The sequence below is a fragment of the Exiguobacterium marinum DSM 16307 genome, from assembly GCF_000620845.1.
Taxonomy (GTDB): domain Bacteria; phylum Bacillota; class Bacilli; order Exiguobacteriales; family Exiguobacteriaceae; genus Exiguobacterium; species Exiguobacterium marinum.
In genome coordinates this window covers 990,406-1,014,094 of sequence record NZ_KK211189.1, presented here as the reverse complement: position 1 = coordinate 1,014,094, position 23,689 = coordinate 990,406, and the positions used below count along the sequence as shown (strand labels likewise).

The following is a 23,689-nucleotide window of genomic DNA, read 5'->3' as shown; positions in this document are numbered from 1 at the left end:
CTTCGCATACAAAAGACCGGTGTCTCCACCGGTCCCTCAATTAGTATCCTGCGTATTGAAGCGATTGGATGAAGGCGCGTTTTTCAGCACCTGCTAACTTAAACTCTACATCGTATTCGCTACCTTCGATTGTGACGACGATCCGGTTTTCCGGACGGACGTACTTGTCGACGAAGTTGATGAGTTTCGTGCTCGGGTCGAAGAGGAACGACTCTTCAATCGAACCGTCATCATACATTTCGTACGTCACATCATCTTCTGAGATGTTTTGTGAGTATGTCGCGCGCCCAACGCGGAGTGTCATCTTCTCAAACCCTGCGACTTCCCCATCTTCCGCAAAGTAGTTGAGCAGGAAGTTCAGGTTTGATTTAGATGGATGACCGAGAAAGGCCGGTGCGAACGTCTCGGCGTAGCGCGTGTCACCACTTGAACGAAATGCTTCTTTATGAAGCGTCAACTTCATACCTTCAATATAGACACGGTGGAAGTTGTGATAGAGTGCATGTTGCACCGTGATCGCTTTTGGTTTACTGACGTTGCCTGCACCGTCGCGGATGACGAGTGACATCTTCTGTCCCATCTTTTGAGCAGGGATCGGGACGATGAACCCACCGTGTGACATGACCGGTGCCGTGTACGTTTTGCTGCCGATTGTGACGATGGCAGTCGAATATGGTTCAGCTTTCCCGTAAACGCCACGCATCGATGCCGTCACCGATTTCGTCAACGTTGCCGGTTTCGGTGCGTACCGGTCTTTGTAGACGCTACGTTTTGACATGTCGCTCGTCGCACCTTTCGTCGTGACCGTCTTCGCCGAGAGCCACGAGTAAGCAGGTTGAGCTACAATCCCACGACGATAGAGACCGTTCGCATCGAACTTCCCTTTATACGTCTTGTCGCCGATCGTGAGCTCGACGTATTGTCCCGGCTCCCCGAGGACACGCACTTCGCGCGATGTCTCCGTCAACGGTTTGATGACCGGTGCGTCAGGACGTGCTTCCGGGTCTTCTGCGACGATCGCACGCGTCGTCTCACTGATGTTGCCGCTCGCGTCGACGAGACGGACATCGATCACTTTTCCGATCGACTGTGGAGACATCTTGAAGACGGCCTCGCCACCTTCTAAGATCGTACGGACGTACGTCTTACTGTTGATCATGATCTCCGCTTTCGCTGCGACCTCACCCGTGATTGTGAGTGAGTTCGACGTGTGGAGTGGTGCTGATAACACAGGGGCGTCAGGTGCTGTGACGTCTTCAGTCGTCTCCGCGTTGACGGCTGTTGAAGGAACGATTCCTCCGAATGCGAGCGTGGTCGCTAAGAAAAGAGCTGCATATTTTGGTTGTTTCATAATGAATTTGGGTCCTCCTCAGGAATAATGACAATCGTTTACAAAAATATTATAATCTGTCCTTTTTCAAAAGGGTACATAATTTTTCTAAAATAGGCATATATTTTTCAAATTCACATTTCCTTCATTTTATAAAAAAGACACCCATTAATGTGGAGTGTCTAAACGCTTATTATCCTTCGTTGATCATCGTCGCTTGTCCGCCTTGCCATAACCAGACGCCATCTTCTTTCGTATAAAGATGAAGCATCCAGAAGCGACCTTCGTAGGCGTTCGTGCCGAGGATGAACTTCTCCTCGAGCAAGAGTTGGACGACGGCGAGGTCGCCGCGTACCGTCTCGTCGAACGTCACCGTCTCCTGTGCGATCCATTGAATCGCCGTCGGGTCGACGTACTGGTCCAAGAACGTCTCTTTATCGAACTGACGCCCGCTCGAATCGACATATCGGAACGAGTCGTGCATGAGCGCCCGCATCGCGTCGAGATCGCCGGCCACTTGATGGGCCGACCGGTCGTCAGAAAGTTGTTTCATGTTGAGTGTCTCCATAGTTGTCCCTTCCTTTCCCCGTCCATCATAGCACAGATAACGAACAGCGAACGAGTGGAATGCAGAACATCGAATGACTCAATCATTTCCCTCTTATCGAAATATGCAACCTATTTCACATCGACTACATATATACTAAAAACTGTAAATTTCATGAATCGAGGTGGAAATGTTGAAACGAATCTTCAGTTTGCTCTTACTCTTTACATTCTCTTGGACACTCCCCGCTCAAGCGGTCGGGTCAGATGCCATGCTTCGTGCCGGCACGACCCTCTATGCCGACCCGGAGGAATCGATCGTCCTGCTCGTGACGGATGAGCCGCAACGAGTCGAGATCCATAACGTGACCGAGACGCATACGTCAGTCACGGTCGACGCGCAAAACGGATTCGTCCGAAATGACGCCTTGGTGCACGCCGTCACACGTTACATCCAAACAGAAACTGATGCGCTCGATGCTGCCGGCAATCCGGTCGCGACACTCGCCATCGGGACAGCGGTCGACGTCTTCGACATCGAAGGTGATCGTCTTCTCACGACGGACGGGACGTATGTCGCCCGTGACGCACTCGGCGAGACGCCACCAGAGACGGTGACCCGTTACGCCAAAGTGGGTGCGGTCGTCTTGTCTGCGCCAGACGGGGACAAAATCGCCGAGCTCGAACCCGGGCAGACGCTCGACGGTTTTGTCGTCGGTTCGATGATTCGCATCGAGACGGCGGACGGCTACGGCTATGTCGCCTTTGATACGACGAGCACACGTCCGATCAAGACGGGCACCCAGTTCGTCTTGACGACATCTCCTTACACCGATGCGACCGGAAAGACGATTGACTCCCTCGTCCGCGGTGACAAGACGAGCGTATACGGCACCGTCGGAGACATGGCCCGCCTCTTCAAGGACGGGGCTTACGTCTATATGAAGCGCGACATGCTCGCGGACAAGATGCCACGCTACACGAAGACGGGTAGCCGCTATGCGCTCAGCGCGATCAACATCTATCAAGATACGGACAAGAAACAAGTCGTCGGGTCGCTGAAACGAAGTCAGCTCGTCAGCGTCTACGGGACGGACGATGACTTCACACGCATCTTTACGCGCGGTCAGTTCCTGTTCGTCGAGACGAAATCGCTCGGCACGACGAAACCGGCACCGCTGAAGACGGGACAACGGTATATCACGAAAGATACGTCGATTTATGCCCGAACGGTCCTGTCGTCGAAGACGTCCCTCAGCCTGAAGCGCGGACAACTCGTCAGCATTTACGGGACGAAGGGCAACTATACCCGCATCTTCACGAAAGGCAACTACTACTTCATCCCGACGAGCGTGACGAGTACAAAAAAACCGCCTCGCTTCGAGTCGACGGGGAAGCGATACAGTCGCTATGATGAGGTCGAAGTATACGCCTCGACGTCTGTCGTGAAACAAGTCGGTTCCTTGAAACGTGGGCAAGTCGTCGAAACGTTCGGGACGAGTGGGTATTACACACGCATCCGTCTGAACGGGACGTATCGTTACGTCGCGACCGGCTACCTTGCCGTCTCGAAACCGACCGCGAAACCAAAGGCGGGCACGGTCTTCTATACGCAATTCAACGGGACGCCGTACTTCTCGGCTGACGTCGCGTATGGTCGTCCGGCCGGCACATTGCCGCGTGGGACGAAACTCGTCGGACTTCGCTCGATCGATGCCGATTTCTGGCACGTCCGTCTTCCGTCCGGGAAACGCGTCTACGTGTTGAACCCGTATATCGCCGAGACGAAACCGAAGGCGATCCAGCCGGCGAGCGTCTATACGGCCGCCCACTACGGGACGACGAAAAAGACACCGTTCTATGCCAACCCGAACGACACGCGTCCGATCGGGTATCTCGATGCCGGACGTCGCATCTACCCACGTGGGAAGAGTGGCGACTCGTATCTCATCCAGTACGACTGGCGCCCCGTCTACGTCAAGACAAAAGACGTCCGCATCAAACAGGATGCCTTGTTGAAGAAACGCGACACCTCGCAAAAAGAGCGTCTGATCAACGCAGCCGTGAAACATCTCGGGACACCATACACATGGGGCTCGCAGTCACCGCTGAACGGTGGGTTCGACTGTTCCGGTCTCATCCATTATGCGACGAACCAGGCCGGTAAAGTCGGCGGTCGCACGAACGTGTCGGGCTATTGGTATAGCGGACACTTCAAGAACAAACGGACGGGCGTCACGAATGGTCGTCGCGGGGATATCATCTTCTTCGCCGGCACGTACAAATCCGGTCCGTCCCATATCGGCATCATGCTCGATGACGAGTTCTTCATCCATGCCGGGGGCGAGATGCTTCAAATCAACTCGGTGCACGACCCGATGTGGCGTCCGTACTTCCTCGGGTACAAATCGTTATAAGGAGGAATCTCCATGTTTGAGTTTATTGATCCGCTTGTTTGGCAGCTCGTCATTGTCCCGATTTCGACGATCGGGATCGGTGTCCTAACTGCTTGGAGAACGAAACGGTTCTGGATTGGTCCGGTTGTGACCTTCCTATTGAATGGAATCATCGAAAAAATGATGGCGATGGTGTATTACAACGAGAGCTTCTTGAGTATAGAGTCGTTCAGTTCATTCACAATCATCAACGCATTCTTCTCGCTCTTCGTCTCGTTCGTGCTCGTCGGCCCACGCAAAACATCGAAATCTGCCTGATGTGTCGTGATTCATCATTAAAGGAGGACACTCCATGTTTCACTATATCGACCCGTTCCTATGGCAACTCGTGATCGTCCCAACGTTGACAATCGGACTAGGGGTCGCCATCGCACTGCGCCTGAAGCGCTTGTCTATCGCTCCCTTGATCACGCTGATTGCCTACTGGGGCATGGAGTGGTTCATGTATCGGGGCACCCTCTTCTTCTTTACAAAGTGGTGGTTCCTTCCCCTCCTGGCGTTGGGGATCACGTTCACGTTCATCGGCAAACGTCAGGTGGAGCACCCTTCGGTCAAATGATGCTTGACAATGCATCTTTATCCCGTTAAAGTAACGATAACATTCATACGAACTCGCGATGAGAAAGAAGAGTAGCGCGAAGGGACGTCTTCAGAAAGCCGGTGGTCGATGCGAACCGGTGTCGTACCTTGCGCGAATGGGCTTTTGAGCGTTCAGACCGACATGTAGGCTCTGACGGGTCCTCCCGTTATCGGGGACAGCGAATGATGGTTCGCGATGAGTGGGAAGACAAGGCGTCTTTCAACGAAGGTGGCAACACGGGGAATCTCCTCGTCCTTCATGTCCGATCGGGCATGCGGGGCGGGGAGATTTTTTGTTTGAGCGATTGGAGGTGGGCTGGTGAGGTACCACGGATATACGCACCGCGGTCATCGTATACGAACAAGACGTGCCCCTCTCGTTCGTGGATGAACTGAACGAACGGATACGTCGTATATTGACCGTTCAAACGAGGTTTCGATTTTCTATAAAAATCTCGATAACAAATCGCCTCGAGGAGTGGTCGCACACGGATTGCGGACTTGTCCGCTATCGGCACGGTGAACATCCATAACGGTTCGTCATCGAACATGCACGATGTGGCGGTCGTCTTGAAGCGCACCGATTTGTCTCGGATATAACAGAACAGACGGGTCGGTTTGACGGGTTGTCCATATACATGCCAAACGATCCGGATGGGGTCGCCCTCTTCGAACAACGCATCAAACAATTGCTGGGCATGACGAACGACAGCCTCAAAATACTCAAAATTCAGTTCATCAGATTTGATATCAACGTAAGGTGACAGCGTGTCCTCGAGTTCGATATGCTCGGTCAACGCTTCACCTGAAAATTGGTCCGGTCGTAAGACTGACATATATGCATCCCCTTTCTACTCACAATTATAAGGAGGTTCTTTCAATGCAACAACTTATGATCAATGGCGACGAACTCACACCGGTGGCAATCTTCCACCGACTGCAAGGTGAACGAAAGGTATTACTCGAAAGTCGCGCGGAAGGCAAGCACGGTCGCTACTCCATCATCGCGGCGAACCCGGTCGAGACGATCCGGGTCGATGGGAACGACGTGACGGATGCAACGGGGACGGTCTATGCGGACGACCCGCTCCATGCCCTGTCAAAACGCATTACTCGTGACGACTTCACTGCCCCATACCCGTTCATCGGCGGTGCCGTCGGCTATATCGGCTACGACTTGCTTCGCGTATATGAACCAATCCCGAACACGCCGATCGTGACGCGTGATTTGCCAGACGCCCTCTTCCAGCGCTATGAGACGGTCGTCTTATACGACCACCTCGAAGAACAGGTCATCTTGCTTGATACGAGTGAGACGGATGCTACGATGCGACTTGAGTCCATCCGTGTACAGCTCGAGACACCGGAGACGCACGCCCTCGAACCGGTCGTCCGGACGAGCGAGCAGATTTTGACACCGAAGGATGAATTCATCGACCGTGTGCTCCAGGCGAAAGAGGCAATCCTCGCAGGCGAGGTGTTCCAACTCGTCTTGTCGCAACGAATCGACGCGACGTTCACCGGGGACCCGTTCCACTTTTATCGGACGCTACGGAAACAAAATCCGAGTCCGTACTTGTTCTATATCGACCTCGGGGAAGCAATCGTCCTCGGGGCCTCCCCGGAGAGTCTCGTCCGCGTCGAGAACGGCAAAGTGACGACGAATCCGATTGCCGGGACACGCCCTCGTGGGAAGACCGTCGAGGAAGACATGCGTCACGCGGAGTCACTCCTTCAAGATGAGAAGGAACTCGCCGAGCACCGGATGCTCCTCGACCTCGGACGGAACGATATCGGGCGGGTCGCCAAAGTCGGCACGGTCACTATCCCGAAACACATCGAGCTCGAACGATTCAAAAACGTGATGCATCTCGTCTCGGAAGTCGAAGGGGATTTACGTGACGATGTGACCCCGATCGATGCGCTCCGTGCCTGTCTTCCGGCCGGTACTGTCTCCGGGGCTCCAAAGATTCGGGCGATGCAGTTGATTGACGAGCTCGAGACGGTGAAACGAGAAGTTTACGCCGGGGCGGTCGGCTATCTCGACGTCCGCGGCGGATTCGACTTCGCCCTCGCCATCCGGACGATGGTCGTCCAAGGTGACACGGCCCATGTTCAAGCCGGTGCCGGCATCGTCTATGACTCAGACCCGGTATCGGAATATGAAGAAACGTTGCACAAAGCCAAATCCCTATTGGAGGTGTTCGCATGATTCTCCTCATCGACAATTACGATTCGTTCACGTATAACGTCTATCAGGACGTCGCCCGCTTCAGTGACGTCTGTGTCATTCGGAACGACGAACATACTATAGAAGAAATCCGTCGCATGAACCCGAGTGGCATCATCCTTTCTCCCGGTCCCGGCGGTCCACAAGATGCCGGTGTCTCACTCGCGGTCGTTCGACAATTGTCCGGCTACATCCCGATTCTCGGGGTCTGTCTCGGCCATCAGGTCATCGCCAAGGCGTTCGGGGGGAATGTCGGACGGGCGAACGAGGTGATGCATGGTAAAGTCTCACGGATCAATACGGTTCCTGGTGTCCTCTTCGAAGGATTGTCGATGGACGTCATGCGCTATCACTCGCTCGTCGTACAAGAGACCGAACTGACAGTCACGGCCGAGACGACAGACGGTGTCATCATGGCACTCGAACACCCGAACCATCCGACGTACGGTGTCCAGTTCCACCCCGAGTCGATCGGTACACCGGACGGACGTAGCATCTTCGAGCGCTTCGTCCAACTGTGCACGAAAAAACCGGGGCACGTGTCCCCGGTTTGAGTGTCAGCCTAAAAAGTCTTCCCGCTGAAAATCATGCTTGTCGATCTTGATATTGTCACATGCCACCCCGTTCGTCCGGAGTACGTGGATCGTCTCGCGCAACAGTTCGTCACTGCCGACGATGTAGAACAAGGCGTCCTTGTCGGATGCCATCATCTCCACGCGTTCGTAGTAGTCTTTCCGACTCGGAACGAACTCTGATGTGAAGCATTCGTTCGATTCGAAGATGTCACCGAATAGATACGCCTTCGACGAATCGACGTTCAACGAATGAAGATGCGGGACGCCTTCCCCGTTCGCCAAATAGTCGAGGACGACCGGACGGAATGTCGCGAGTCCGACCCCAGCCGATAACAAGTAGACATTCTTCCCGCTCCGTTCGAGCGGGACGTTCGAATGTGTCTTGAACAAGGCGACCTTGTCTCCCGGTACCATGTCGCGAAGGATCGATTTAAACGTCGAGCATTCGGATTTGATGCGGGTCGTAATCCCGATTGCCCCTTCGTTTGGCAACGTCGAGATCGACATATGGCGTACGAGGCTCCGGTCCGGCTTGTCCCCGGCGTTGAACCCTTCGAGCGCGAGATGCGTGTGCGCCCCTTCCTGCCACGTAAATTCAGGTGGCAAGGCGAGATGGAACGTGTATGTATCCGGTGCCTCCGCCACTACTTTGGTGATCGGTGTCCAGTCAATTTTCATGTGAATCCTCCCTTTCGTTAATACACCGCAATTGGCCCATACGGACCTTCGATGATTTCCAGTTTCGTCTCAAAAATATCGGATAGAATCTTCGCGTCCATGATTTCATCGACCGTTCCAAACGCAGCAATCTGTCCGTCTTTCATCGCACAGATGCGATCCGAATATTTCGCCGCAAAGTTGATATCGTGGAGCACCGTGACGATTGTCCGTCCGAACTCATCGGCGACGTGGCGTAAATACTCCATCATCTGTACCGAACGGGCGATGTCCAAGTTGTTGAGCGGCTCATCGAGGAGGACGTATTCCGTCTCCTGACAGAGCACCATCGCCACATACGCACGCTGCCTTTGTCCCCCTGAGAGCTCGTCGAGATAGCGGTTCTCGAGCGCGGTCAAGTCGAGGAAGTCGATATATTTCGAGATGATCGCCTCGTCCTCTTTTGTGAGGCGTCCTTTCGAGTACGGGAAACGCCCGAACCCGGCGAGTTGCCGGACCGTGAGCCTTGTCACGAAGTGGTTCTCTTGACGCAGGATGGTGATGATTTTCGCCAAGTCTTTCGACTTCGTGCTCGACACGTCCATGCCGGCGACTTGGATCTGTCCCTCGTCTAAGTTGAGCAACCGTCCGATCATCATGAGCGTCGTCGACTTGCCCGCCCCGTTCGGTCCAATCAATGAGGTGAACCCGGCTTTCGGGATGTCGAGCGTGAGCGGTCCGATGTGGACGTCGTCTGTATACGATTTTTTGACTTGTTCGATTTGAATCATAGCGACCTCTTCCTTAGAATGACGGCCAAGAAGATGAGTCCGCCGAACAGTTCGATGATGACGGAGACGACACTTGGCGTCTGGAATATGTGATACATAAAGAAATACGCGCTCGTCAGGACGAAGAACCCTAGGGCGAACGCCATCGGAAAGACGTATTTATGATCATACGTCGAGGCGACCTGATAGCTGAGCGTCGCGACTAAAAATCCGAAGAACGTGAGCGGTCCGATGAGCGCTGTCGAGACCGACATGAGGAGTGAGATGAGGACGAGCGTGTAGATGACGCTCCTCCGATGGTTCACCCCGAACGTCGTCGCGACGTCCTTGCCGAGTGCGACGATATTCAATCGATTCGAGAACAGGAACAAGAGTGTCCCGGCGATGACGACAATTGGAATGACGATGGGGAAGTACGCCACGTCGGCATTCGTCACCGAACCGAACAGCCGCGCTTGCAGGATATCGAACTCGGACGGAGCGAGCATGCGGCGCATGAACGACGACACCGAGTTCAGTCCCGTCCCGATGATGATCCCGACGAGCAGCATGAGCTGCAAGTTGGCGTATTTGCCTGACAAGAGCCATCCGTAGAGGAGAAGACTCATCGTCACCATGAGACCGACTTGGATCAAGAAGGCGCCCGTTCCCGAAAATCCAATCAATGCCCCTGCCCCGAAGAAGAACACCATGCTCGTCTGGATTGTCGAGTAGAGCGCGTCGAACCCGAGCAGCGACGGGGTGATGATACGGTTGTTCGTCACGGAGTGGAACGCGACCGTCGCGAGACTTTGACAGAGGGCCGCAATCAGCATCGTGACGATGGCGACGATCCGCCGTTCCACGACCGGCACGAATGACGGGGAGTCCATCGGGACCGGATTGTTATAAAGGAGAAGTCCGAGCGCACACAACAGTCCGCCGAGAATGAAGGCACTTAAGAAGAGCCAATAGCGCCTGCTCGCCCGTTTCGATTGAAACGCCAAGGCGTGACGTTCTTCTGTCAATTCCCCAATTGATACGTCGACACCGTCTCGTTCCATGACCGTACTCATCGAACCCCTCCCTTCTTCCGTTGTCGCATTAAGATCATGATGAAGACGACTGCCCCGACCGTCCCGAGAATGAGGGAGACCGGGAGCTCGAACGGCATGATGATCGTCCGTGAGATCAAGTCACTGACGAGAATCGCACCCATCCCGACAAGACAGACCCATGGCAGGTTGCTTCGCAAATCATCCCCGCGGAACATCGAGACGAGGTTCGGAACGATGAGTCCAAGGAACGGCAAATTCCCGATGACCGTCGCCACGACACCGACCGATAAGGCGATCAGCCCCGTCGCCATCATCATGAGCTGGTTATAGTTCACGCCGAGACTCGTCGCGATGTCTTCCCCGAGGCCCGCGAGCGTCAAGCGATTCGCCAGTAAAAAGATGAGCACCGTCACGACGATGATGACCCATAGATACTCGTAGCGCCCGATTTGCACCGAGGCGAACGAACCGACGAACCAACCCTCGATTGCCTGGCTTGCCCGGAAGAAAAGACCGAGGAACGTCGAGATGGCGGAGATGACCGCCCCTAACATGAGCCCGATGATTGGCACGATGAGCGATGATCGGAGTTTGACCGAACGTAAGAACCAGAAGAAGACCATCGTCCCGATGAATGCGAAGACGATTGCCCCGGTCATCCGCATCATGAGGCTCGGTGCCGGTACGAGTAAGTAAACAGTGAGCAGTCCGAGACCCGCCCATTCGAGCGTCCCCGTCGTCGTCGGCTCGACGAGACGGTTTTGCGTGATGAGCTGCATGACGAGCCCCGCCATCGCCATCGCCGCACCCGTCAGCATGAGGGCGACCGTCCGTGGGACTCGGGTGATCCAAAACATATCGAAGCCGTCTGTCCGTGACAGATCGTACACCCCGGTAAAGAGCGACAGCACCGCCAAACCGAGGACGATGATCACGGTGAATACGAACGACTTCGTCCACAATCTAGAAAAGGAGGGCTGAGACATCGTCTCAACCCTGGCTGTCAATGGTTTTTGCATGACGGAACCTTACTTCGCGAGCGCTTCCGTGACACTGTTGAAGAATTCCGCGTACGTTTGAATCGATTCGTTCAAGTACGTGTCTTTCGGGGCATAGACGATTTGCTCTTTCGTCACAGCCGTCGTCTTTTGAAGCGCCGGTGCGTTGTCGATCACGTCTTCGGCTGGTACTGCGCCTTCCGCGTCACCGAGTGGTGCGTCACGGTCGAGGACGAACAACCAGTCCGGATTGCTTTCCGCGATGGCTTCGACGGATACTTCGTCACCTTCGTGGTCACCTGTCGTCTTCTCGACTTCAAGGGCTGGGACCCATCCGAAGATGTCGTACATCGGTCCGAACACGCGTCCCGTTACCGGTGCTGAGAACCCGATGTCTCCGCCCGATACGATGACTGACATGATTGTATCTTTTCCGTTGTATGCCGCTTTCGCGTCTTCAATCGACTTGTCGAGGTCAGCGACGATCGTTTCGGCTTCTGTGTTTTTGTCAAAGATTTTTCCGAGTGTGAGCGTCGTGTCTGTCAATCCTTTGACTAAAATCTCACCCGGTGTGCCTGAATCTTCTGGGATTTCGATGTTCAAATCGATGACCGCCGCTTCCGGTACCAACTTTTTGATGTCCTCGTAGTAATCCGCGAAGCGTTGACCGACGATGACGACGTCTGGGTCAACTCCCGCAATCGCCTCTAAGTTCGGCTCGAAGTGCATGCCGACATCACTGATGTCTTTGTCTGATGCATATGGTGACTCCGCTGGAAGGAGTCCGATTGGTGCCGCCACCAAGTCGATGTCCCATGCTGCCAATGTTTCGAACGTCCGGTTATCGAGGGCGACGACCTTCTCCGGATTGACCGGTACCTCGATCGTGCCATGTGCATCCGTAATCTCGACCGTCTCTGTCTTTGTTGCGCTGCCGACGTTCTCTTCTTTCTTCGTCTCACTCGTTCCGCCACATGCGGCGAGTACGAAGACGAGCAACGTCAACATGAGTGAAATCTTGAATTTCCCCACTTCATCCATCTCCTCTGTATGTAAAGTTCAATGATTCTCATATCTAGAACGAGTCGCGTTGGTTATGTATGTCTAGTATCGCGCTCTCGTTGTCAGTGATAATGATTATCATTGTCGTTTTCATCAAGTAGCATAACAAACAAAATTAGGATACGCAATGCCAATTTGACAAGATTCGGATAGGAAAATTTTTCTTTCCATAGATGCACGCACAAAAAAAGAAAGCGGAGAGGTCCACTTTCAAAGTTACTCATTGTCATTACGATTTCGTTTTCGATCGAGAATGATGTATGTGACGAATAAGACGAACGTATACGTCGCTGAGAAAATCACGATCCTCAATAATCCGTCCGGTATGATTTTCGTGATGAAGAACAGCGAGAACACGACCGAGAAAAATAAATACGGTCCTCGATCGTTAGTCGGTGTGTCTCGCCAGTAAATAATCAAGATGAGAAGCGCAAGCGGACCGCAAAGGGCATACAAGATGAAAAACGGCACGCGGCGCATCAAAAATGGAGTTGGTTTAGGCAGTTCCATTCCACTCATACCTCCGAGATCCCGTTCGCCAACAGCAACAGGAAAATCCAAATCGACAATGGAATCATCAATCCGATTGTCGCAAGCAGCGTGTAGATTTTAATGATTCGATCCTTCGTGAAGAATCCCCAAATCAACGTGGCGAACAAGGCGATGTCAATCGCGAGATATACCCAGATGACCGTCATCAAATCGAGGTTCGGAAACACTCGGCCGTTCAGCGTGAAGAAAGTGATGATTGTCAAAATAAATAGTTCGAGCGTCGCATATAACGGTGCGTATCGCTTGTTCATACGCGCATCTCCCGCTTCCGTCTGACCATCTCATTTGCAATGAAGAGATGTATCAAATGTGAACCCATGTCACGCCCCCCTTTTCCCTGATTATTCCATCAACGTTCTATCTCGACAACCCCTTTCAAATTTTGATAAACTAACTTTACTGAACGGTCAGTAAAGTAAAGAGAGGTGTGATCGGATGAGTAAAAAACAATTGTTGCTACAGACTGCCGCCCAGATGATTCGAGAAGACGGAATCAGTCAGTTGTCGCTCGAACGATTGGCGACGAAAGCAGGAATCACGAAAGCCGGGGTCCTCTATCATTTCGACAATAAGGCCAACTTATTGCGTCAGATGAACGAATTCGCCATCGAGACGTTCGAGAAACGAATCACCGCCCATCTATCGGACGGTCCATATTCATTTACCCGTGCCTATGCCCTCGCGACGTTGGAGGATGTTGATCACGGGGACACGGACCTCGTCGCCGTCTTTATCTCCTCACAAGAAGATGCGACGAGCGAGTCGATCTGGAGTGACGTGTCGACCGGTTGGAACGAGCGATTCGCTGCAGATGGACCGGACCAGGATGCGATTTTAAAACTTCGTCTCCTCTGTGACGGCTTTTGGTTCGCTGTCTTGTATGGGTATAGCGAATCGTTCAAGGACCGTGCGGCGACACTCATTCGGGAGGCATGTGACGAGTTGGTTCAAGGAGGTTCGTAATATGGGATTCATCTATTTGATCGGGGCCATCGCCTCAGAACTGTTCGGGTCGAGCATGTTGAAAGTGAACGCCACCTCGACGAGCCGACTTCCGATTCTCGGGGTCGCCTTCGGTTATGGGACGGCATTTTATTTGTTGTCACTTGCCCTCTTCACCATTCCGCTCAGCTTCGCATATGCATTTTGGAGCGGGGTCGGGACGGCACTCACGGCGGTGATCGGATTCGTCGTCTTCCGGGAACAAATCAGTCGTCAAAAAATTGCGGGGATCGGGCTCGTCATCATCGGGCTCGTCTTCATGAAAGTGTGAGGTGAATCGAAATGAAAGCCTATCTTTTACTGTTCTTTTCTATCGGATTTGAGGTACTCGGGACGTCGATGTTGAAGCTGTCGGATGGATTCACGAACCTCGTACCGAGTGCCATCCTCTTGGTCAGTTTCGCCGCCTCGTTCACCCTCATGGGCAACGTGTTGAAGACGATTCCCCTCAGTATCGCTTATAGCATCTGGGCCGGGCTCGGCACGGTGGCGACGGGGCTCATCGGGGTGTTCGTGTACGGGGAAGTTCTCTCCACACTAAACGCCATCGGTCTCTTGTTGATCGTCCTCGGCGTCATCGTGATGAATCAACAAAGAGAGGAAGTCGTGACATGAACGAGTTGGTAGATTATCTTCAAACACTAGAAGAAGCGTTACTCACGACGGAAGTCAGGCAGTCGACGGAGCGATTGCGTGAACTGTTGACCGAAGACTTCTTTGAAATCGGTAGCTCGGGACGGATCCTGTATCAAGATTGGAATCAGACGACACTCCAGCTCGACCCGATTGAGGCGGTGTTATCCGAATTCACGCTGCATCCGTTGACGGAAGGTCACGTTTTGGTGACGTACCATCTCGTTCAACCGATATTGAAGCGCGAAACACGCCGCAGCTCGATTTGGGTATTCGTGGACGGGCGTTGGAAGATGCGATTTCATCAAGGTACGGTCGTCCCGAAAGAGGCAACTTGATTGCCGAACGTCCTCATCTTCCGCTACTCTGAAGTGGAATCCAAGCGTGACGAAAGGGGCAGTTTCTTTATGAAAATTTTACTCGTTGGGGCAAGCGGCACGGTCGGTCAGACCGTCGCAAAAGAGTTGGAGAAAACACATACGATCATCCGGGCTGGGCGTAACGGGGCAGACGTGCAAGTCGACCTCACTTCTGAAGACAGCATCCGCCAGATGTATGAGACGGTCGGACGGGTCGACGCGGTCATCAGTACGGCGGGCAGCACGCATTTCGGTCCGCTTTCCGAGATGACGCCGGCAGATAATCAGAAGAGTATCGACAGCAAGATCAAAGGACAGGTCAACCTCGTCCTTCTCGGGCTCGATTATGTGAACGATGGCGGCAGCTTTACATTGACGAGCGGAATCTTGATGGACGACCCGATCAAGGAGGGCGCATCAGCGGCACTCGCGAACGGCGCCATCAAAGGATTCGTGACCGGTGCGGCGATTGAGATGCCACGGGGCATCCGTATCAACAACGTCAGCCCGAACGTCCTCGTCGAAGCGCTCGATGCGTACGGCCCGTATTTCCGAGGCTACGCGGCGGTACCGGGTGAACGGGTCGCCCTCGCCTATGTGAAAAGCGTCGAAGGCGCGCAGACCGGACAGACGTACGAAGTCTACTAACAACGAAGCATCTCTTCAAGAGGTGCTTTTTTCGTACCTTACACTTTATTTTATCTCCCTCGTCCGGAAGATTCCGCTATACTCGGGGCATCTTATACCCGGGAAAGGTTGAAGTTTCATGAAAGACAAAACGTTTCGCGCCCTTTATCACATTCCCTCTTCTTTCGTCGAACATCCGCTCCAAAAGCGCGCCTTACAGGCGATCGGTCGTCCTCAGGAATCGATGATCGAGGTCATCTTCCGCGTCGGTGGGTTCGGCACGTATGATGTGAGTACAATCACCTTTTTTGAGAGGGGCACCGTCCTTCGACACATTGATCGGTCCGATACGTCAATCACCGAGCCCTTTGAATTCGAATACTACGAGGGCGAGGAAGCGAAACAGATGCGTGTCGCGTTTCATCTGCTTGGAACGAATTGGTGGCCAACCGTTTTCGAAGAACTCGAAGGGATTCGCACGCTAGACGGTACACAGTGGAATCTCAGCGTATACACGAACGGGACACTCATTCACGAGCATCATGGCAGCAACGCCTATCCGTCCGAATGGGAGCAAGTGACTCGCCTGTTCGGTATTTCTTGAAGAACGACAAAGGGAGCATCCGCAATGGATGCTCCCTTTCGTCAGAGCGGTTGAATCATCTCGACCCGATTGCCGAACGGGTCTCTGAACTCGAATCGGTCGTATCCTGGAATCGGGATGCCTTCGGAGTAAGAAATCTCGTTCTCTCGAAGCGCTTCCTTCCAATGACCTAAATCCGTCATCGCGTATGCGATATGCGCTTTCGTCTTCTGTCGTTCCACGTCGTCCTCTGCCCCGACATGGACGGAACGGTCGCCGACCTGAAGCCAAAATCCGCCACGTCCTTTCAGTGACTCCGGCTTCTCGATTTCACGTAGACCGAGAAACTCACAATAGAACGCCTTCGCCTCTCGCTCCGCTCCAATTGGAATCGTGAGCTGGACATGATGAATCCCTGTGATCATGCTCATTTCCCCTTCCGATAGGTCAGTCCGATATACTGCATCTTCTCGTTGAACAAACGCGGGTACGCCAGATAGCCGACGAGCGTCGCCGAGATCGAGGCGGTCGTCAAAATCAAGAAGAGGATCAAGAGTTGATACAAAACCGCTTCCATCGGGTCGGCTCCCCCAATGATGAGACCGCTCATCATCCCCGGTAGCTGGACGAGCCCCATCGTCTTTTGAGCCTCGACGGTCGGGATCATGCTCGTGCGAATCGCATTCTTCAAGCTATTGTCGATGGCCACTTTTGGTGTGCCGCCGAGTGAAAGAATGAGTTCAATGACGTCGTCACTCCGCTCGACCTCGTCTTTGAACTTGTTCAAGAACAGGAGTGATAACACCATGCTGTTCCCGATGACCATCCCGCTGATCGGAATGACCTTTTCCGGCTCGAATGGGATGATGCCGAGCCCGAGCAGGAGTCCCATCGTCAGCGTTTCGATCGTCACGAGTGTCAAGACGATGATCCACATGATGCCCGGAATCCCGTCCCCTTTTCGTCGGATGTTTTGTGTCGCGGCGACAATCATGAGTAAAATCATCAACAGCATGAAGATGGGACTGTCGCTCTCAAAGACGAACGTCAAGATATAGCCGATGATCAACAGTTGAATGATGGAGCGGACGGTCGCGATGATAATATCACGCTCGAGTCCGAGTTTTAGGACGAGCGTCAAGGCGAGTGGGATGACGACGAAGATGAGCGCCGTCGCGAGTTCAATATATGACATCAATCTTCCCCCCTGACGAATTGTTGGATGACGGGATCGTCCGACTCATCGATGAACGATGCGTCCCCATACGCAAGCAATTCCCCATCTTTCAAAAACCACATGTCGTCACTTACCCGCCGCGCCTGATCAAGGTCATGGGTGATCCAGATGACGGTCACACCGTACGATTGTTGCAGTTTTCGGATGAGTCGCTCGATCTCTTTCACCGTCCGGTAATCAAGGCTCGCCGTGATCTCATCGAGCAAGAGCACGTCTGGTTTATTGACGAGCGTCCGCGCGATGGCGACCCGACTCCGTTCCCCACCCGACAGTGATTTGATGGGTTGGTCGAGGAACGCCTCACTCAAGTCGACGCGATGGAGCAATTCGGCAGCCCGGTCGCGGTCGAGTGTCTCGTCGAAGATGGCCTTCGGGAGATTCAAGTTGTCGTACACCGTCCCTTGAATCATCGGCGCACTTTGGAACGCCATACCGATTTTCTTTCGTAGCTCGAGGATGTCCATCTCCGCGATGTCTTCCCCTTTGAATAAAATCGTGCCTGTGTCTGGTGATAGCAATCCGTTGATATGCTTCAGACACGTCGTCTTGCCGGCGCCGCTCGGTCCGACGAACGTCGTGATTCGTCCTTCTCGAAACGTCCCGGACACATGGTGCAGGATGTCTTGATGACTCACATCTTTGAATTCAATGATTGACATGCTTCTCTCGCCTCCTAGTTCTAGTGTACAGAAAAGAGCGGATGAGGTGGTCAAGAATGCAGTCTGTAATCGGTTATAATCAGATTAAGGGGGTGTCTGTGATGGAAACTATAAATATCCATCCCAATGAAGAAGATGCGAGAGTCATCAAGGAATATGTAGAAGCGAAACAGCTGCACTTGTCTACCTTCATTCGCGATGTGATGATTGAACATATTCAAAACGAAAGAGACGTAAATCGATATCACGAAACGATGCATCATTATCAAAAGGAACCGAAAGCGATCTCATTCGAAGAGATGATGAAAGAATTGGACGGAGAATAAATGTTATACAAATAAAATCTACGCTATACCACCTTTGTTATTGTCGGAGGATCAACGAATAGCACTTCAATCACATCATTTGATGTAAGAAAAACATAGTGCTCCACTTCACCCATGCCCTCATATTGTTCCAAAGACTCTTGGGCAAACCATTCCAGATAACTAGAATTTTTCATTTTGAATAACGTCCAATTCCCGTACTCAAGATGTGCATAATCCCTATCTAAATGCTCTAAAATCCCCATTCGTGAGCCTTCATCCGTATTTCTATAAGAGAGTAAAAGACCAAAAAATAAACACACCAACAAATGTAGTTACGGTCATATTTCTTCACCTTTCGAATTGTGTCATCTGATTCAACATTCGAGTTACATTTTGAAATCCCTTGTCCGTATAACGTGTTAAATTCGTACTCATTTCCTTGATAAACATAGTCATCTCAGAACAAAATGAACATGTTTATCGTGTTTAAACATGTTCATTTATGCTTAAACATAGTCATTTTCACTCAAAATGACCATGATTCTTTTTATTACAGGTTAAACTAAAAAAAACGCTCGACCGTTTCCATACGAAACAGTCGGGCGCTTTTGTTACTTATAATCCCGTTCGATGACGAAGCTCGTCTTGTCTCCGCGGAAGTAGGAGCGTGAATATTCAATTGCTCGTCCCGACTCATCTTCTGTCACCGTCTCGATATGGAAGCAAGGGGACCCGAGTGGACAGTCGAGGAGCGTACTCACCTTCTCGTCAGCTAAGGCAATCTCCAGTGCTTCCGTCGTCTTCGCGACATGCACGTCGTGGACCTCGGCGAGTGTGCGGAAGAGCGAATGCTCGGCCTGTTCCTTCGTGATCCCCGGTGCGATCTGCCACGGGATGAACGAGACCTCATACTGGGTCGGTTCGCCGTCCGCATGACGGATTCGCTCAATCTTTTGAATCGGGGCGTTGTCTTCCGCTTCAAACACAGAAGCGATTTGACCTGATGCCGAGATGACCGAGATGTCGATCAAGGCGACTTGCCCACGTTTCCCTTGAACGGCGAGCTGTGCCGCATAGTTGTTCGGCGTATACGACAACGTCTGTTGTACTTTCTTCCCGGCGACGAACGTCCCGCGACCTTGTTGACGGACCAGATACCCTTCCGTCGTCAACTGGTTGAGGGCACCCCGTACCGTCGTTCGGCTCACATCGAACTCCTCGCAAAGCGCGTACTCGGTCGGAAATTTTTCCCCTTCTTTATAGTGCCCACTCTTGATGCGGGACAACAGTTCATCCTTGATTGCGGTTTGGAGCGTCGATTGCGACATATCTCCATCTCCTTTACGTTAGGTTGGTTCCTTTATTGTGATACAGCAATCATACAAATGCAAATACAAAAACTAATTTGTATCATTTGTACTTTTTATATTGCAGTAAGTTGTATCATTTGTTATATTTGTTACGACAAAAAGAAATCGCTTTCAAAAGGAGGAGTTGGCACCATGGCAGTCAAGGTCGTCATCATCGGCGGTGGATCCAGTTACACCCCGGAAATCATCGAAGGATTGATCGATCGACAAGCAACGTTCCCCGTTCGGGAAATCGTGCTCGTCGATATCGAAGAAGGGAGGGAGAAACTAGAGATCGTCGGTCGTCTCGCAGAGCGGATGATCGAGAAGTCAAACGCTGAAATCACACTCAGTTGGACGCTCGACCGAAGAGCCGCACTCGTCGGCGCAGATTTTGTATCCACACAGATTCGGGTCGGTGGACTGAAGGCACGCGCGCTCGATGAACGCATCCCGCTAAAGCATGGCTTCATCGGGCAAGAGACGAACGGCGCAGGTGGATTATTCAAAGCATTCCGTACCATCCCTGTCTTGATCGACTTGGCAAACGAAGTCGCCGAGATTTGTCCGGATGCCTGGCTCGTCAACTTCACCAATCCGGCGGGCATCGTCACCGAGGCCGTACTCAAGCACTCATCTCATAAGAAGGTCATCGGTGTCTGCAACATCCCGTTCAACATGCGAAACTCGGTCGCCGAGATTCTCGAGACACCTGTCGAACGAGTCGCGATTGAATTTATCGGATTGAACCACTTCGTCTTCGGCCGTCACGTATGGGTCGACGGGGTGGACCGGACGAATGACGTCCTCGCCTCGCTCAACGCAGGCAACGACTACTCGCCGGCGAACATCGTCGGGCTCGGTTGGAGCGAATCGTTCCTATCGTCACTCGGCATGTTACCGAACCCGTATCATCAGTACTACTTCCAGACGAAAGATGTGTTGAAAAAAGACCTCGAAGCGTACGAACAAAACGGCACCCGTGCCGAAGTCGTGCAACAAGTCGAGGCGCAGTTGTTCGAGAAATACAAAGACGTCGATCTCGCCGTCAAACCGGAAGAGCTTGAAAAACGTGGAGGCGCCTACTATTCAGACGCTGCCTGCAACTTGATGGACTCGATTCACAACGACCGCGGTGACATCCAGACGGTCAACACGCTCAATAACGGCACAATTCGGGATTTACCAGACGATGCGGTCATCGAAGTGAACGCCGTCATCACGAAGTCCGGTCCTCGCCCAATCTCCATCGGCGCGTTGCCGCTCCCGATCCGTGGACTCATCACGAACTTAAAAACGTTTGAACAGCTCGCCATCCAAGCGGCTGTATCCGGCACGTACGAGGACGCCTATCTTGCCTGCCTCATGAACCCGCTCATCCAGGACGAGAAACGGATCGACCCGCTTCTTAAGGAGCTGTTCACAGCGCACGAGGCGTACCTACCCCAATTCAAGAAGGAGGTCTATTCATGAACAAGTTTATTGAAATCGCGGGACGTATCGGGTCCCAAAGGCACTTAGTCGCCATCCGTGACGGATTCGTTTCCGTCATGCCACTCATCATCGTCGGGTCGCTCGCGGTCCTCATCAACAACTTCCCAGCCGTCAACATCGGTGGTTTCTCACTCGACTTCGTCGGGTCGATGAACAGTATGTTCGGCGAAGGCAATTGGCAAGGTCTCGGCGGTAGCATTTGGAATGCATCCTTCGCGATACTCGGGCTCCTGATCGCCTTCTCGATCGGGTATAACTTGGCCCGTTCATACGGGATTGACGGGCTCGCAGCGGGTATTTTGTCGCTCGCCTCATACATCATGCTCGTACCGGTCACGGCTGACTGGGGTCTCAACTTCGCATGGCTCGGCGCCCAAGGGCTCTTCGTTGCCATCATCGTATCGATTGTCGTTACAGAAATGTTCCGCTACCTCATCAATACAAAACTGACGATCAAGATGCCAGAAGGTGTACCAGGTGGGGTCACTCGTTCATTCCAAGCGCTCATCCCATCGATGATCATCTTGACCGTCGTCGCAGGATTCCAGCTCTTCATGACGCTCGTCGTCGAACTCAGTGTATTTGAAGTCATCTTTAAAGCAATCCAACAACCGCTCCAAGGATTCGGCGACTCACTCCCGGCTGCCTTGCTCATCGCCTTCTTGAACCACATCCTTTGGTTCTTCGGGCTTCACGGGACGAACATCATCGGCTCGGTCATCGAACCGGTCTATCTCCCGCTCATCGAGCAAAACTTGGCTGCCTTCCAAGCCGGAACATCGGCATTTGATGTACCGTACACGGTCACAAAACCGTTCTTGGATGCGTTCGTCTTCATGGGTGGATCGGGTACGACGTTCGCACTCTTACTCGCCATCTTCATCGTCGTCCGCAAACAACGGAATCACCCGTATCACCAAGTCGCCAAACTGTCGACACCAGCCAGTCTCTTTAACATCAACGAACCGGTCATCTTCGGTCTTCCGATCGTATTGAACCCGATCATGCTCGTACCGTTCATCCTAGTACCGGTCACGCTCACGATTATCTCGTACGTCGCGCTCTCAACAGGTATGGTTCCGAAGACGGTCGCCATCGTCCCTTGGACAACGCCACCAATCATCAGTGGATATTTGGTCACGGGTGGTAGCGTCCGCGGTATCTTGCTTCAAATCGTCAACTTGTCGATTGCGACAGCAATGTATATTCCATTCGTCATGGCAGGAGCGAAAGCAATGACCGCCGAAATCAATAAAAATAAAGCTACAACTGAGGAAGGAGAAAAGATTTCGTGAAAACCGAAACCATCCAAGAACTCTCGTTTATGATTATCTTGCATGCTGGGAATGCCCGTTCATCTGCTTTCGAGGCCATCGCCGCTGCGAAACGCGGTGAGGCGGACGAGGCGACGGCAAAGTTGAAAGAAGCCGATGCGGCCTTCTTAGACGCTCATAAACTTCAAACTGAACTGTTACAAGAAGAGGCACGGGGGACGACGAGCGACATGAGCGTCCTCCTCGTCCACGCGCAAGACCATCTTATGACGGCGATGACTGTGAAAGAGCTCGCCGTCGAAATGATTGATATGATCACCCGTTTGAATCGATTGGAGGAAACGACATGAACATCTTACTCGTCTGCTCGGCAGGAATGTCGACATCAATCTTAGTGGAAAAAATGCGGAAAGAAGCTGCTACACGCGGACTCGATGCATCGATTGACGCGATTCCAGAGTCTCGTTTGAAAGAACAGACGAACGTCGACGTCATCTTGATTGGACCACAAGTCCGCTACCTCGAAGGGAAAATCAAATCGTCCGTCGACGTCCCGGTGGCGGTCATCGACAACATGGCGTATGGAATGATGAAAGGGGACCTGGTCCTCGACCAGGCACTCGGTCTCGTCAATGCCTAAAACGTTCGTTCTCGTCAACGCCGATGATTTCGGATTGACGACGGGTGTGAACGCCGGCACGCTCGACAGTCATGTGAATGGAATCGTCAATTCGGCGACGATGATCATGAACGGGTATGCCGTCGGAGAAGCGGTCAGACTCGCGAACCAACATCCGTCGCTCCGCGTCGGGGTCCATCTCGTCTTGTCCTGGGGCAAGCCGCTCGCCGAGACGAGTACCCCTCTCACGAAAGAAGACGGCACGTTCCGCTACACGAGCCGCTTCTTGACTGAAGACTTGCCTGACCCGGAACTCGTCTATTTGGAGTGGAAAGCCCAAATCGAAGCGTTCCTTGCGACCGGACTCCCGCTCGACCATCTCGACAGCCACCATCACATTCACGGCTGGCCGGTCCTCCATGACGTCATCATTCGCCTCGCCGAAGAATACGACACGACGTTTCGGGCCTTAACGAATCTCGGGACGCGCCGGGACTTGTGGGTGACCGAACGGTTCAGTGATCAGTTCTACGCGGACGGTGTCTCCCATGCGACGCTCGATGCCATCGAACCAGGAGGATCCATCGAAGTGATGGTCCATCCGGCCGACCTCGATGATCGTCTTCCAAACGCCACCTCATACCTCGTACCACGCCTCCTCGAAAAACAGGTGTTGGTCGACTATGAACGCCCCGATTGGTGGGCATGACAAAAGCGAGTTCCCATGTGGGG

At 52.8% G+C, this 23,689-nt stretch carries 32 protein-coding genes and 1 other annotated feature; of the genes, 17 read left to right on the top strand and 15 right to left on the bottom strand.

The window, feature by feature from the left end:
- Nucleotides 1–40: 40 nt before the first annotated feature.
- Together P400_RS0105640 and P400_RS0105635 are read right to left on the bottom strand one after the other, a co-directional pair.
- The gene (locus P400_RS0105640) at nucleotides 41–1,351 is read right to left on the bottom strand and encodes an Ig-like domain-containing protein (RefSeq protein ID WP_026825264.1); all 1,311 of its coding nucleotides are present in this window, start codon (nucleotides 1,349–1,351) and stop codon (nucleotides 41–43) included.
- Between the two features lie 172 nt (nucleotides 1,352–1,523).
- Entirely contained in the window at nucleotides 1,524–1,898 is a 375-nt protein-coding gene (locus P400_RS0105635; protein WP_026825263.1) for a nuclear transport factor 2 family protein, read from the bottom strand.
- Between the two features lie 169 nt (nucleotides 1,899–2,067).
- Between P400_RS0105635 and P400_RS0105630 the strand changes: the two genes are divergently transcribed.
- The 3 genes from P400_RS0105630 to P400_RS14935 are packed head-to-tail and all read left to right on the top strand — an operon-like array spanning nucleotide 2,068 to nucleotide 4,891.
- On the top strand, nucleotides 2,068–4,293 hold the full coding sequence (locus P400_RS0105630) for a C40 family peptidase (protein ID WP_235181825.1): 2,226 nt from the start codon (nucleotides 2,068–2,070) through the stop codon (nucleotides 4,291–4,293).
- Between the two features lie 12 nt (nucleotides 4,294–4,305).
- The gene (locus tag P400_RS0105625) at nucleotides 4,306–4,590 is read left to right on the top strand and encodes a hypothetical protein (RefSeq protein ID WP_051545948.1); all 285 of its coding nucleotides are present in this window, start codon (nucleotides 4,306–4,308) and stop codon (nucleotides 4,588–4,590) included.
- 34 nt (nucleotides 4,591–4,624) lie between these two features.
- Complete coding sequence (locus P400_RS14935) at nucleotides 4,625–4,891, top strand: hypothetical protein (protein WP_026825260.1); 267 nt, start codon at nucleotides 4,625–4,627, stop codon at nucleotides 4,889–4,891.
- Between the two features lie 49 nt (nucleotides 4,892–4,940).
- Nucleotides 4,941–5,172 (top strand) — a binding site (T-box leader).
- On the opposite strand, the gene P400_RS0105615 is transcribed toward P400_RS14935, so the two are convergent.
- The gene (locus P400_RS0105615) at nucleotides 5,169–5,747 is read right to left on the bottom strand and encodes a DUF3885 domain-containing protein (RefSeq protein WP_026825259.1); all 579 of its coding nucleotides are present in this window, start codon (nucleotides 5,745–5,747) and stop codon (nucleotides 5,169–5,171) included. It overlaps the preceding feature by 4 nt.
- A gap of 44 nt (nucleotides 5,748–5,791) precedes the next feature.
- Here P400_RS0105615 and trpE point away from each other — a divergent pair, with 44 nt between their 5' ends.
- Nucleotides 5,792–7,123: an anthranilate synthase component I gene (trpE, locus tag P400_RS0105610; RefSeq protein WP_026825258.1), complete on the top strand. Its 1,332-nt coding sequence runs from the start codon at nucleotides 5,792–5,794 to the stop codon at nucleotides 7,121–7,123.
- Nucleotides 7,120–7,695 (top strand): anthranilate synthase component II, encoded by a 576-nt coding sequence (locus tag P400_RS0105605; protein WP_026825257.1) that lies wholly within the window; start codon nucleotides 7,120–7,122, stop codon nucleotides 7,693–7,695. Before trpE ends, P400_RS0105605 begins: the two co-directional genes overlap by 4 nt.
- Nucleotides 7,696–7,698: 3 nt before the next feature.
- On the opposite strand, the gene P400_RS0105600 is transcribed toward P400_RS0105605, so the two are convergent.
- From P400_RS0105600 to P400_RS0105570, 7 genes are all read right to left on the bottom strand, one after another.
- Entirely contained in the window at nucleotides 7,699–8,394 is a 696-nt protein-coding gene (locus P400_RS0105600; protein WP_026825256.1) for a ferredoxin reductase domain-containing protein, read from the bottom strand.
- A 17-nt stretch (nucleotides 8,395–8,411) separates the two neighbouring features.
- On the bottom strand, nucleotides 8,412–9,164 hold the full coding sequence (locus P400_RS0105595; protein WP_012727166.1) for an iron ABC transporter ATP-binding protein: 753 nt from the start codon (nucleotides 9,162–9,164) through the stop codon (nucleotides 8,412–8,414).
- Nucleotides 9,161–10,219 carry an iron chelate uptake ABC transporter family permease subunit gene (locus P400_RS0105590; RefSeq protein ID WP_026825255.1) on the bottom strand — a complete coding sequence of 353 codons (1,059 nt, stop codon included), beginning with the start codon at nucleotides 10,217–10,219 and terminating at the stop codon, nucleotides 9,161–9,163. Before P400_RS0105590 ends, P400_RS0105595 begins: the two co-directional genes overlap by 4 nt.
- Nucleotides 10,216–11,220, bottom strand: coding sequence for an ABC transporter permease (locus P400_RS0105585; RefSeq protein WP_026825254.1), 1,005 nt, complete (start codon nucleotides 11,218–11,220; stop codon nucleotides 10,216–10,218). The genes P400_RS0105590 and P400_RS0105585 overlap by 4 nt, the downstream gene beginning before the upstream one ends.
- A gap of 9 nt (nucleotides 11,221–11,229) precedes the next feature.
- Nucleotides 11,230–12,240 (bottom strand): siderophore ABC transporter substrate-binding protein, encoded by a 1,011-nt coding sequence (locus P400_RS0105580; RefSeq protein ID WP_026825253.1) that lies wholly within the window; start codon nucleotides 12,238–12,240, stop codon nucleotides 11,230–11,232.
- A 237-nt stretch (nucleotides 12,241–12,477) separates the two neighbouring features.
- The gene (locus tag P400_RS0105575; RefSeq protein WP_026825252.1) at nucleotides 12,478–12,771 is read right to left on the bottom strand and encodes a hypothetical protein; all 294 of its coding nucleotides are present in this window, start codon (nucleotides 12,769–12,771) and stop codon (nucleotides 12,478–12,480) included.
- Between the two features lie 5 nt (nucleotides 12,772–12,776).
- Nucleotides 12,777–13,064 carry a hypothetical protein gene (locus tag P400_RS0105570; protein WP_026825251.1) on the bottom strand — a complete coding sequence of 96 codons (288 nt, stop codon included), beginning with the start codon at nucleotides 13,062–13,064 and terminating at the stop codon, nucleotides 12,777–12,779.
- Between the two features lie 184 nt (nucleotides 13,065–13,248).
- Between P400_RS0105570 and P400_RS14930 the strand changes: the two genes are divergently transcribed.
- From P400_RS14930 to P400_RS0105540, 6 genes are all read left to right on the top strand, one after another.
- Nucleotides 13,249–13,776 (top strand): TetR/AcrR family transcriptional regulator, encoded by a 528-nt coding sequence (locus tag P400_RS14930; protein ID WP_051545947.1) that lies wholly within the window; start codon nucleotides 13,249–13,251, stop codon nucleotides 13,774–13,776.
- Nucleotide 13,777: 1 nt separating this feature from the next.
- On the top strand, nucleotides 13,778–14,086 hold the full coding sequence (locus P400_RS0105560; RefSeq protein WP_026825250.1) for a DMT family transporter: 309 nt from the start codon (nucleotides 13,778–13,780) through the stop codon (nucleotides 14,084–14,086).
- 11 nt (nucleotides 14,087–14,097) lie between these two features.
- The gene (locus P400_RS0105555; RefSeq protein ID WP_026825249.1) at nucleotides 14,098–14,430 is read left to right on the top strand and encodes a DMT family transporter; all 333 of its coding nucleotides are present in this window, start codon (nucleotides 14,098–14,100) and stop codon (nucleotides 14,428–14,430) included.
- Nucleotides 14,427–14,786: a nuclear transport factor 2 family protein gene (locus P400_RS0105550; RefSeq protein ID WP_026825248.1), complete on the top strand. Its 360-nt coding sequence runs from the start codon at nucleotides 14,427–14,429 to the stop codon at nucleotides 14,784–14,786. Before P400_RS0105555 ends, P400_RS0105550 begins: the two co-directional genes overlap by 4 nt.
- A gap of 69 nt (nucleotides 14,787–14,855) precedes the next feature.
- On the top strand, nucleotides 14,856–15,455 hold the full coding sequence (locus P400_RS0105545) for a short chain dehydrogenase (RefSeq protein WP_026825247.1): 600 nt from the start codon (nucleotides 14,856–14,858) through the stop codon (nucleotides 15,453–15,455).
- A 118-nt stretch (nucleotides 15,456–15,573) separates the two neighbouring features.
- Nucleotides 15,574–16,038 (top strand): hypothetical protein, encoded by a 465-nt coding sequence (locus P400_RS0105540; protein WP_026825246.1) that lies wholly within the window; start codon nucleotides 15,574–15,576, stop codon nucleotides 16,036–16,038.
- Between the two features lie 41 nt (nucleotides 16,039–16,079).
- Here the strand turns inward: P400_RS0105540 and P400_RS0105535 are convergent, their stop codons facing one another.
- From P400_RS0105535 to P400_RS0105525, 3 genes are read right to left on the bottom strand one after another with little or no spacing between them, the layout of a single operon-like run.
- Complete coding sequence (locus P400_RS0105535; protein WP_026825245.1) at nucleotides 16,080–16,442, bottom strand: VOC family protein; 363 nt, start codon at nucleotides 16,440–16,442, stop codon at nucleotides 16,080–16,082.
- Between the two features lie 2 nt (nucleotides 16,443–16,444).
- A complete protein-coding gene (locus tag P400_RS0105530) occupies nucleotides 16,445–17,212 on the bottom strand; it encodes an ABC transporter permease (protein WP_026825244.1) in 768 nt (255 codons plus the stop codon).
- A complete protein-coding gene (locus P400_RS0105525; RefSeq protein WP_026825243.1) occupies nucleotides 17,212–17,913 on the bottom strand; it encodes an ABC transporter ATP-binding protein in 702 nt (233 codons plus the stop codon). The genes P400_RS0105530 and P400_RS0105525 overlap by 1 nt, the downstream gene beginning before the upstream one ends.
- 101 nt (nucleotides 17,914–18,014) lie before the next feature.
- Here P400_RS0105525 and relB point away from each other — a divergent pair, with 101 nt between their 5' ends.
- Nucleotides 18,015–18,239: a type II toxin-antitoxin system RelB family antitoxin gene (gene relB / locus P400_RS0105520; RefSeq protein ID WP_026825242.1), complete on the top strand. Its 225-nt coding sequence runs from the start codon at nucleotides 18,015–18,017 to the stop codon at nucleotides 18,237–18,239.
- 23 nt (nucleotides 18,240–18,262) lie between these two features.
- Here the strand turns inward: relB and P400_RS14925 are convergent, their stop codons facing one another.
- Together P400_RS14925 and P400_RS0105510 are read right to left on the bottom strand one after the other, a co-directional pair.
- Nucleotides 18,263–18,484 (bottom strand): hypothetical protein, encoded by a 222-nt coding sequence (locus P400_RS14925; protein ID WP_051545946.1) that lies wholly within the window; start codon nucleotides 18,482–18,484, stop codon nucleotides 18,263–18,265.
- A 348-nt stretch (nucleotides 18,485–18,832) separates the two neighbouring features.
- A complete protein-coding gene (locus P400_RS0105510) occupies nucleotides 18,833–19,549 on the bottom strand; it encodes a GntR family transcriptional regulator (protein WP_026825241.1) in 717 nt (238 codons plus the stop codon).
- 174 nt (nucleotides 19,550–19,723) lie between these two features.
- On the opposite strand from P400_RS0105510, the gene P400_RS0105505 reads away from it, so the two are divergent.
- The 5 genes from P400_RS0105505 to P400_RS0105485 are packed head-to-tail and all read left to right on the top strand — an operon-like array spanning nucleotide 19,724 to nucleotide 23,666.
- A complete protein-coding gene (locus P400_RS0105505) occupies nucleotides 19,724–21,043 on the top strand; it encodes a 6-phospho-beta-glucosidase (RefSeq protein WP_026825240.1) in 1,320 nt (439 codons plus the stop codon).
- The gene (locus P400_RS0105500) at nucleotides 21,040–22,359 is read left to right on the top strand and encodes a PTS sugar transporter subunit IIC (RefSeq protein ID WP_026825239.1); all 1,320 of its coding nucleotides are present in this window, start codon (nucleotides 21,040–21,042) and stop codon (nucleotides 22,357–22,359) included. Before P400_RS0105505 ends, P400_RS0105500 begins: the two co-directional genes overlap by 4 nt.
- On the top strand, nucleotides 22,356–22,688 hold the full coding sequence (locus P400_RS0105495) for a PTS lactose/cellobiose transporter subunit IIA (RefSeq protein ID WP_026825238.1): 333 nt from the start codon (nucleotides 22,356–22,358) through the stop codon (nucleotides 22,686–22,688). Before P400_RS0105500 ends, P400_RS0105495 begins: the two co-directional genes overlap by 4 nt.
- Nucleotides 22,685–22,978, top strand: coding sequence for a PTS sugar transporter subunit IIB (locus tag P400_RS0105490; RefSeq protein ID WP_026825237.1), 294 nt, complete (start codon nucleotides 22,685–22,687; stop codon nucleotides 22,976–22,978). Before P400_RS0105495 ends, P400_RS0105490 begins: the two co-directional genes overlap by 4 nt.
- A complete protein-coding gene (locus tag P400_RS0105485) occupies nucleotides 22,971–23,666 on the top strand; it encodes a carbohydrate deacetylase (protein WP_026825236.1) in 696 nt (231 codons plus the stop codon). Before P400_RS0105490 ends, P400_RS0105485 begins: the two co-directional genes overlap by 8 nt.
- Nucleotides 23,667–23,689: the final 23 nt, after the last annotated feature.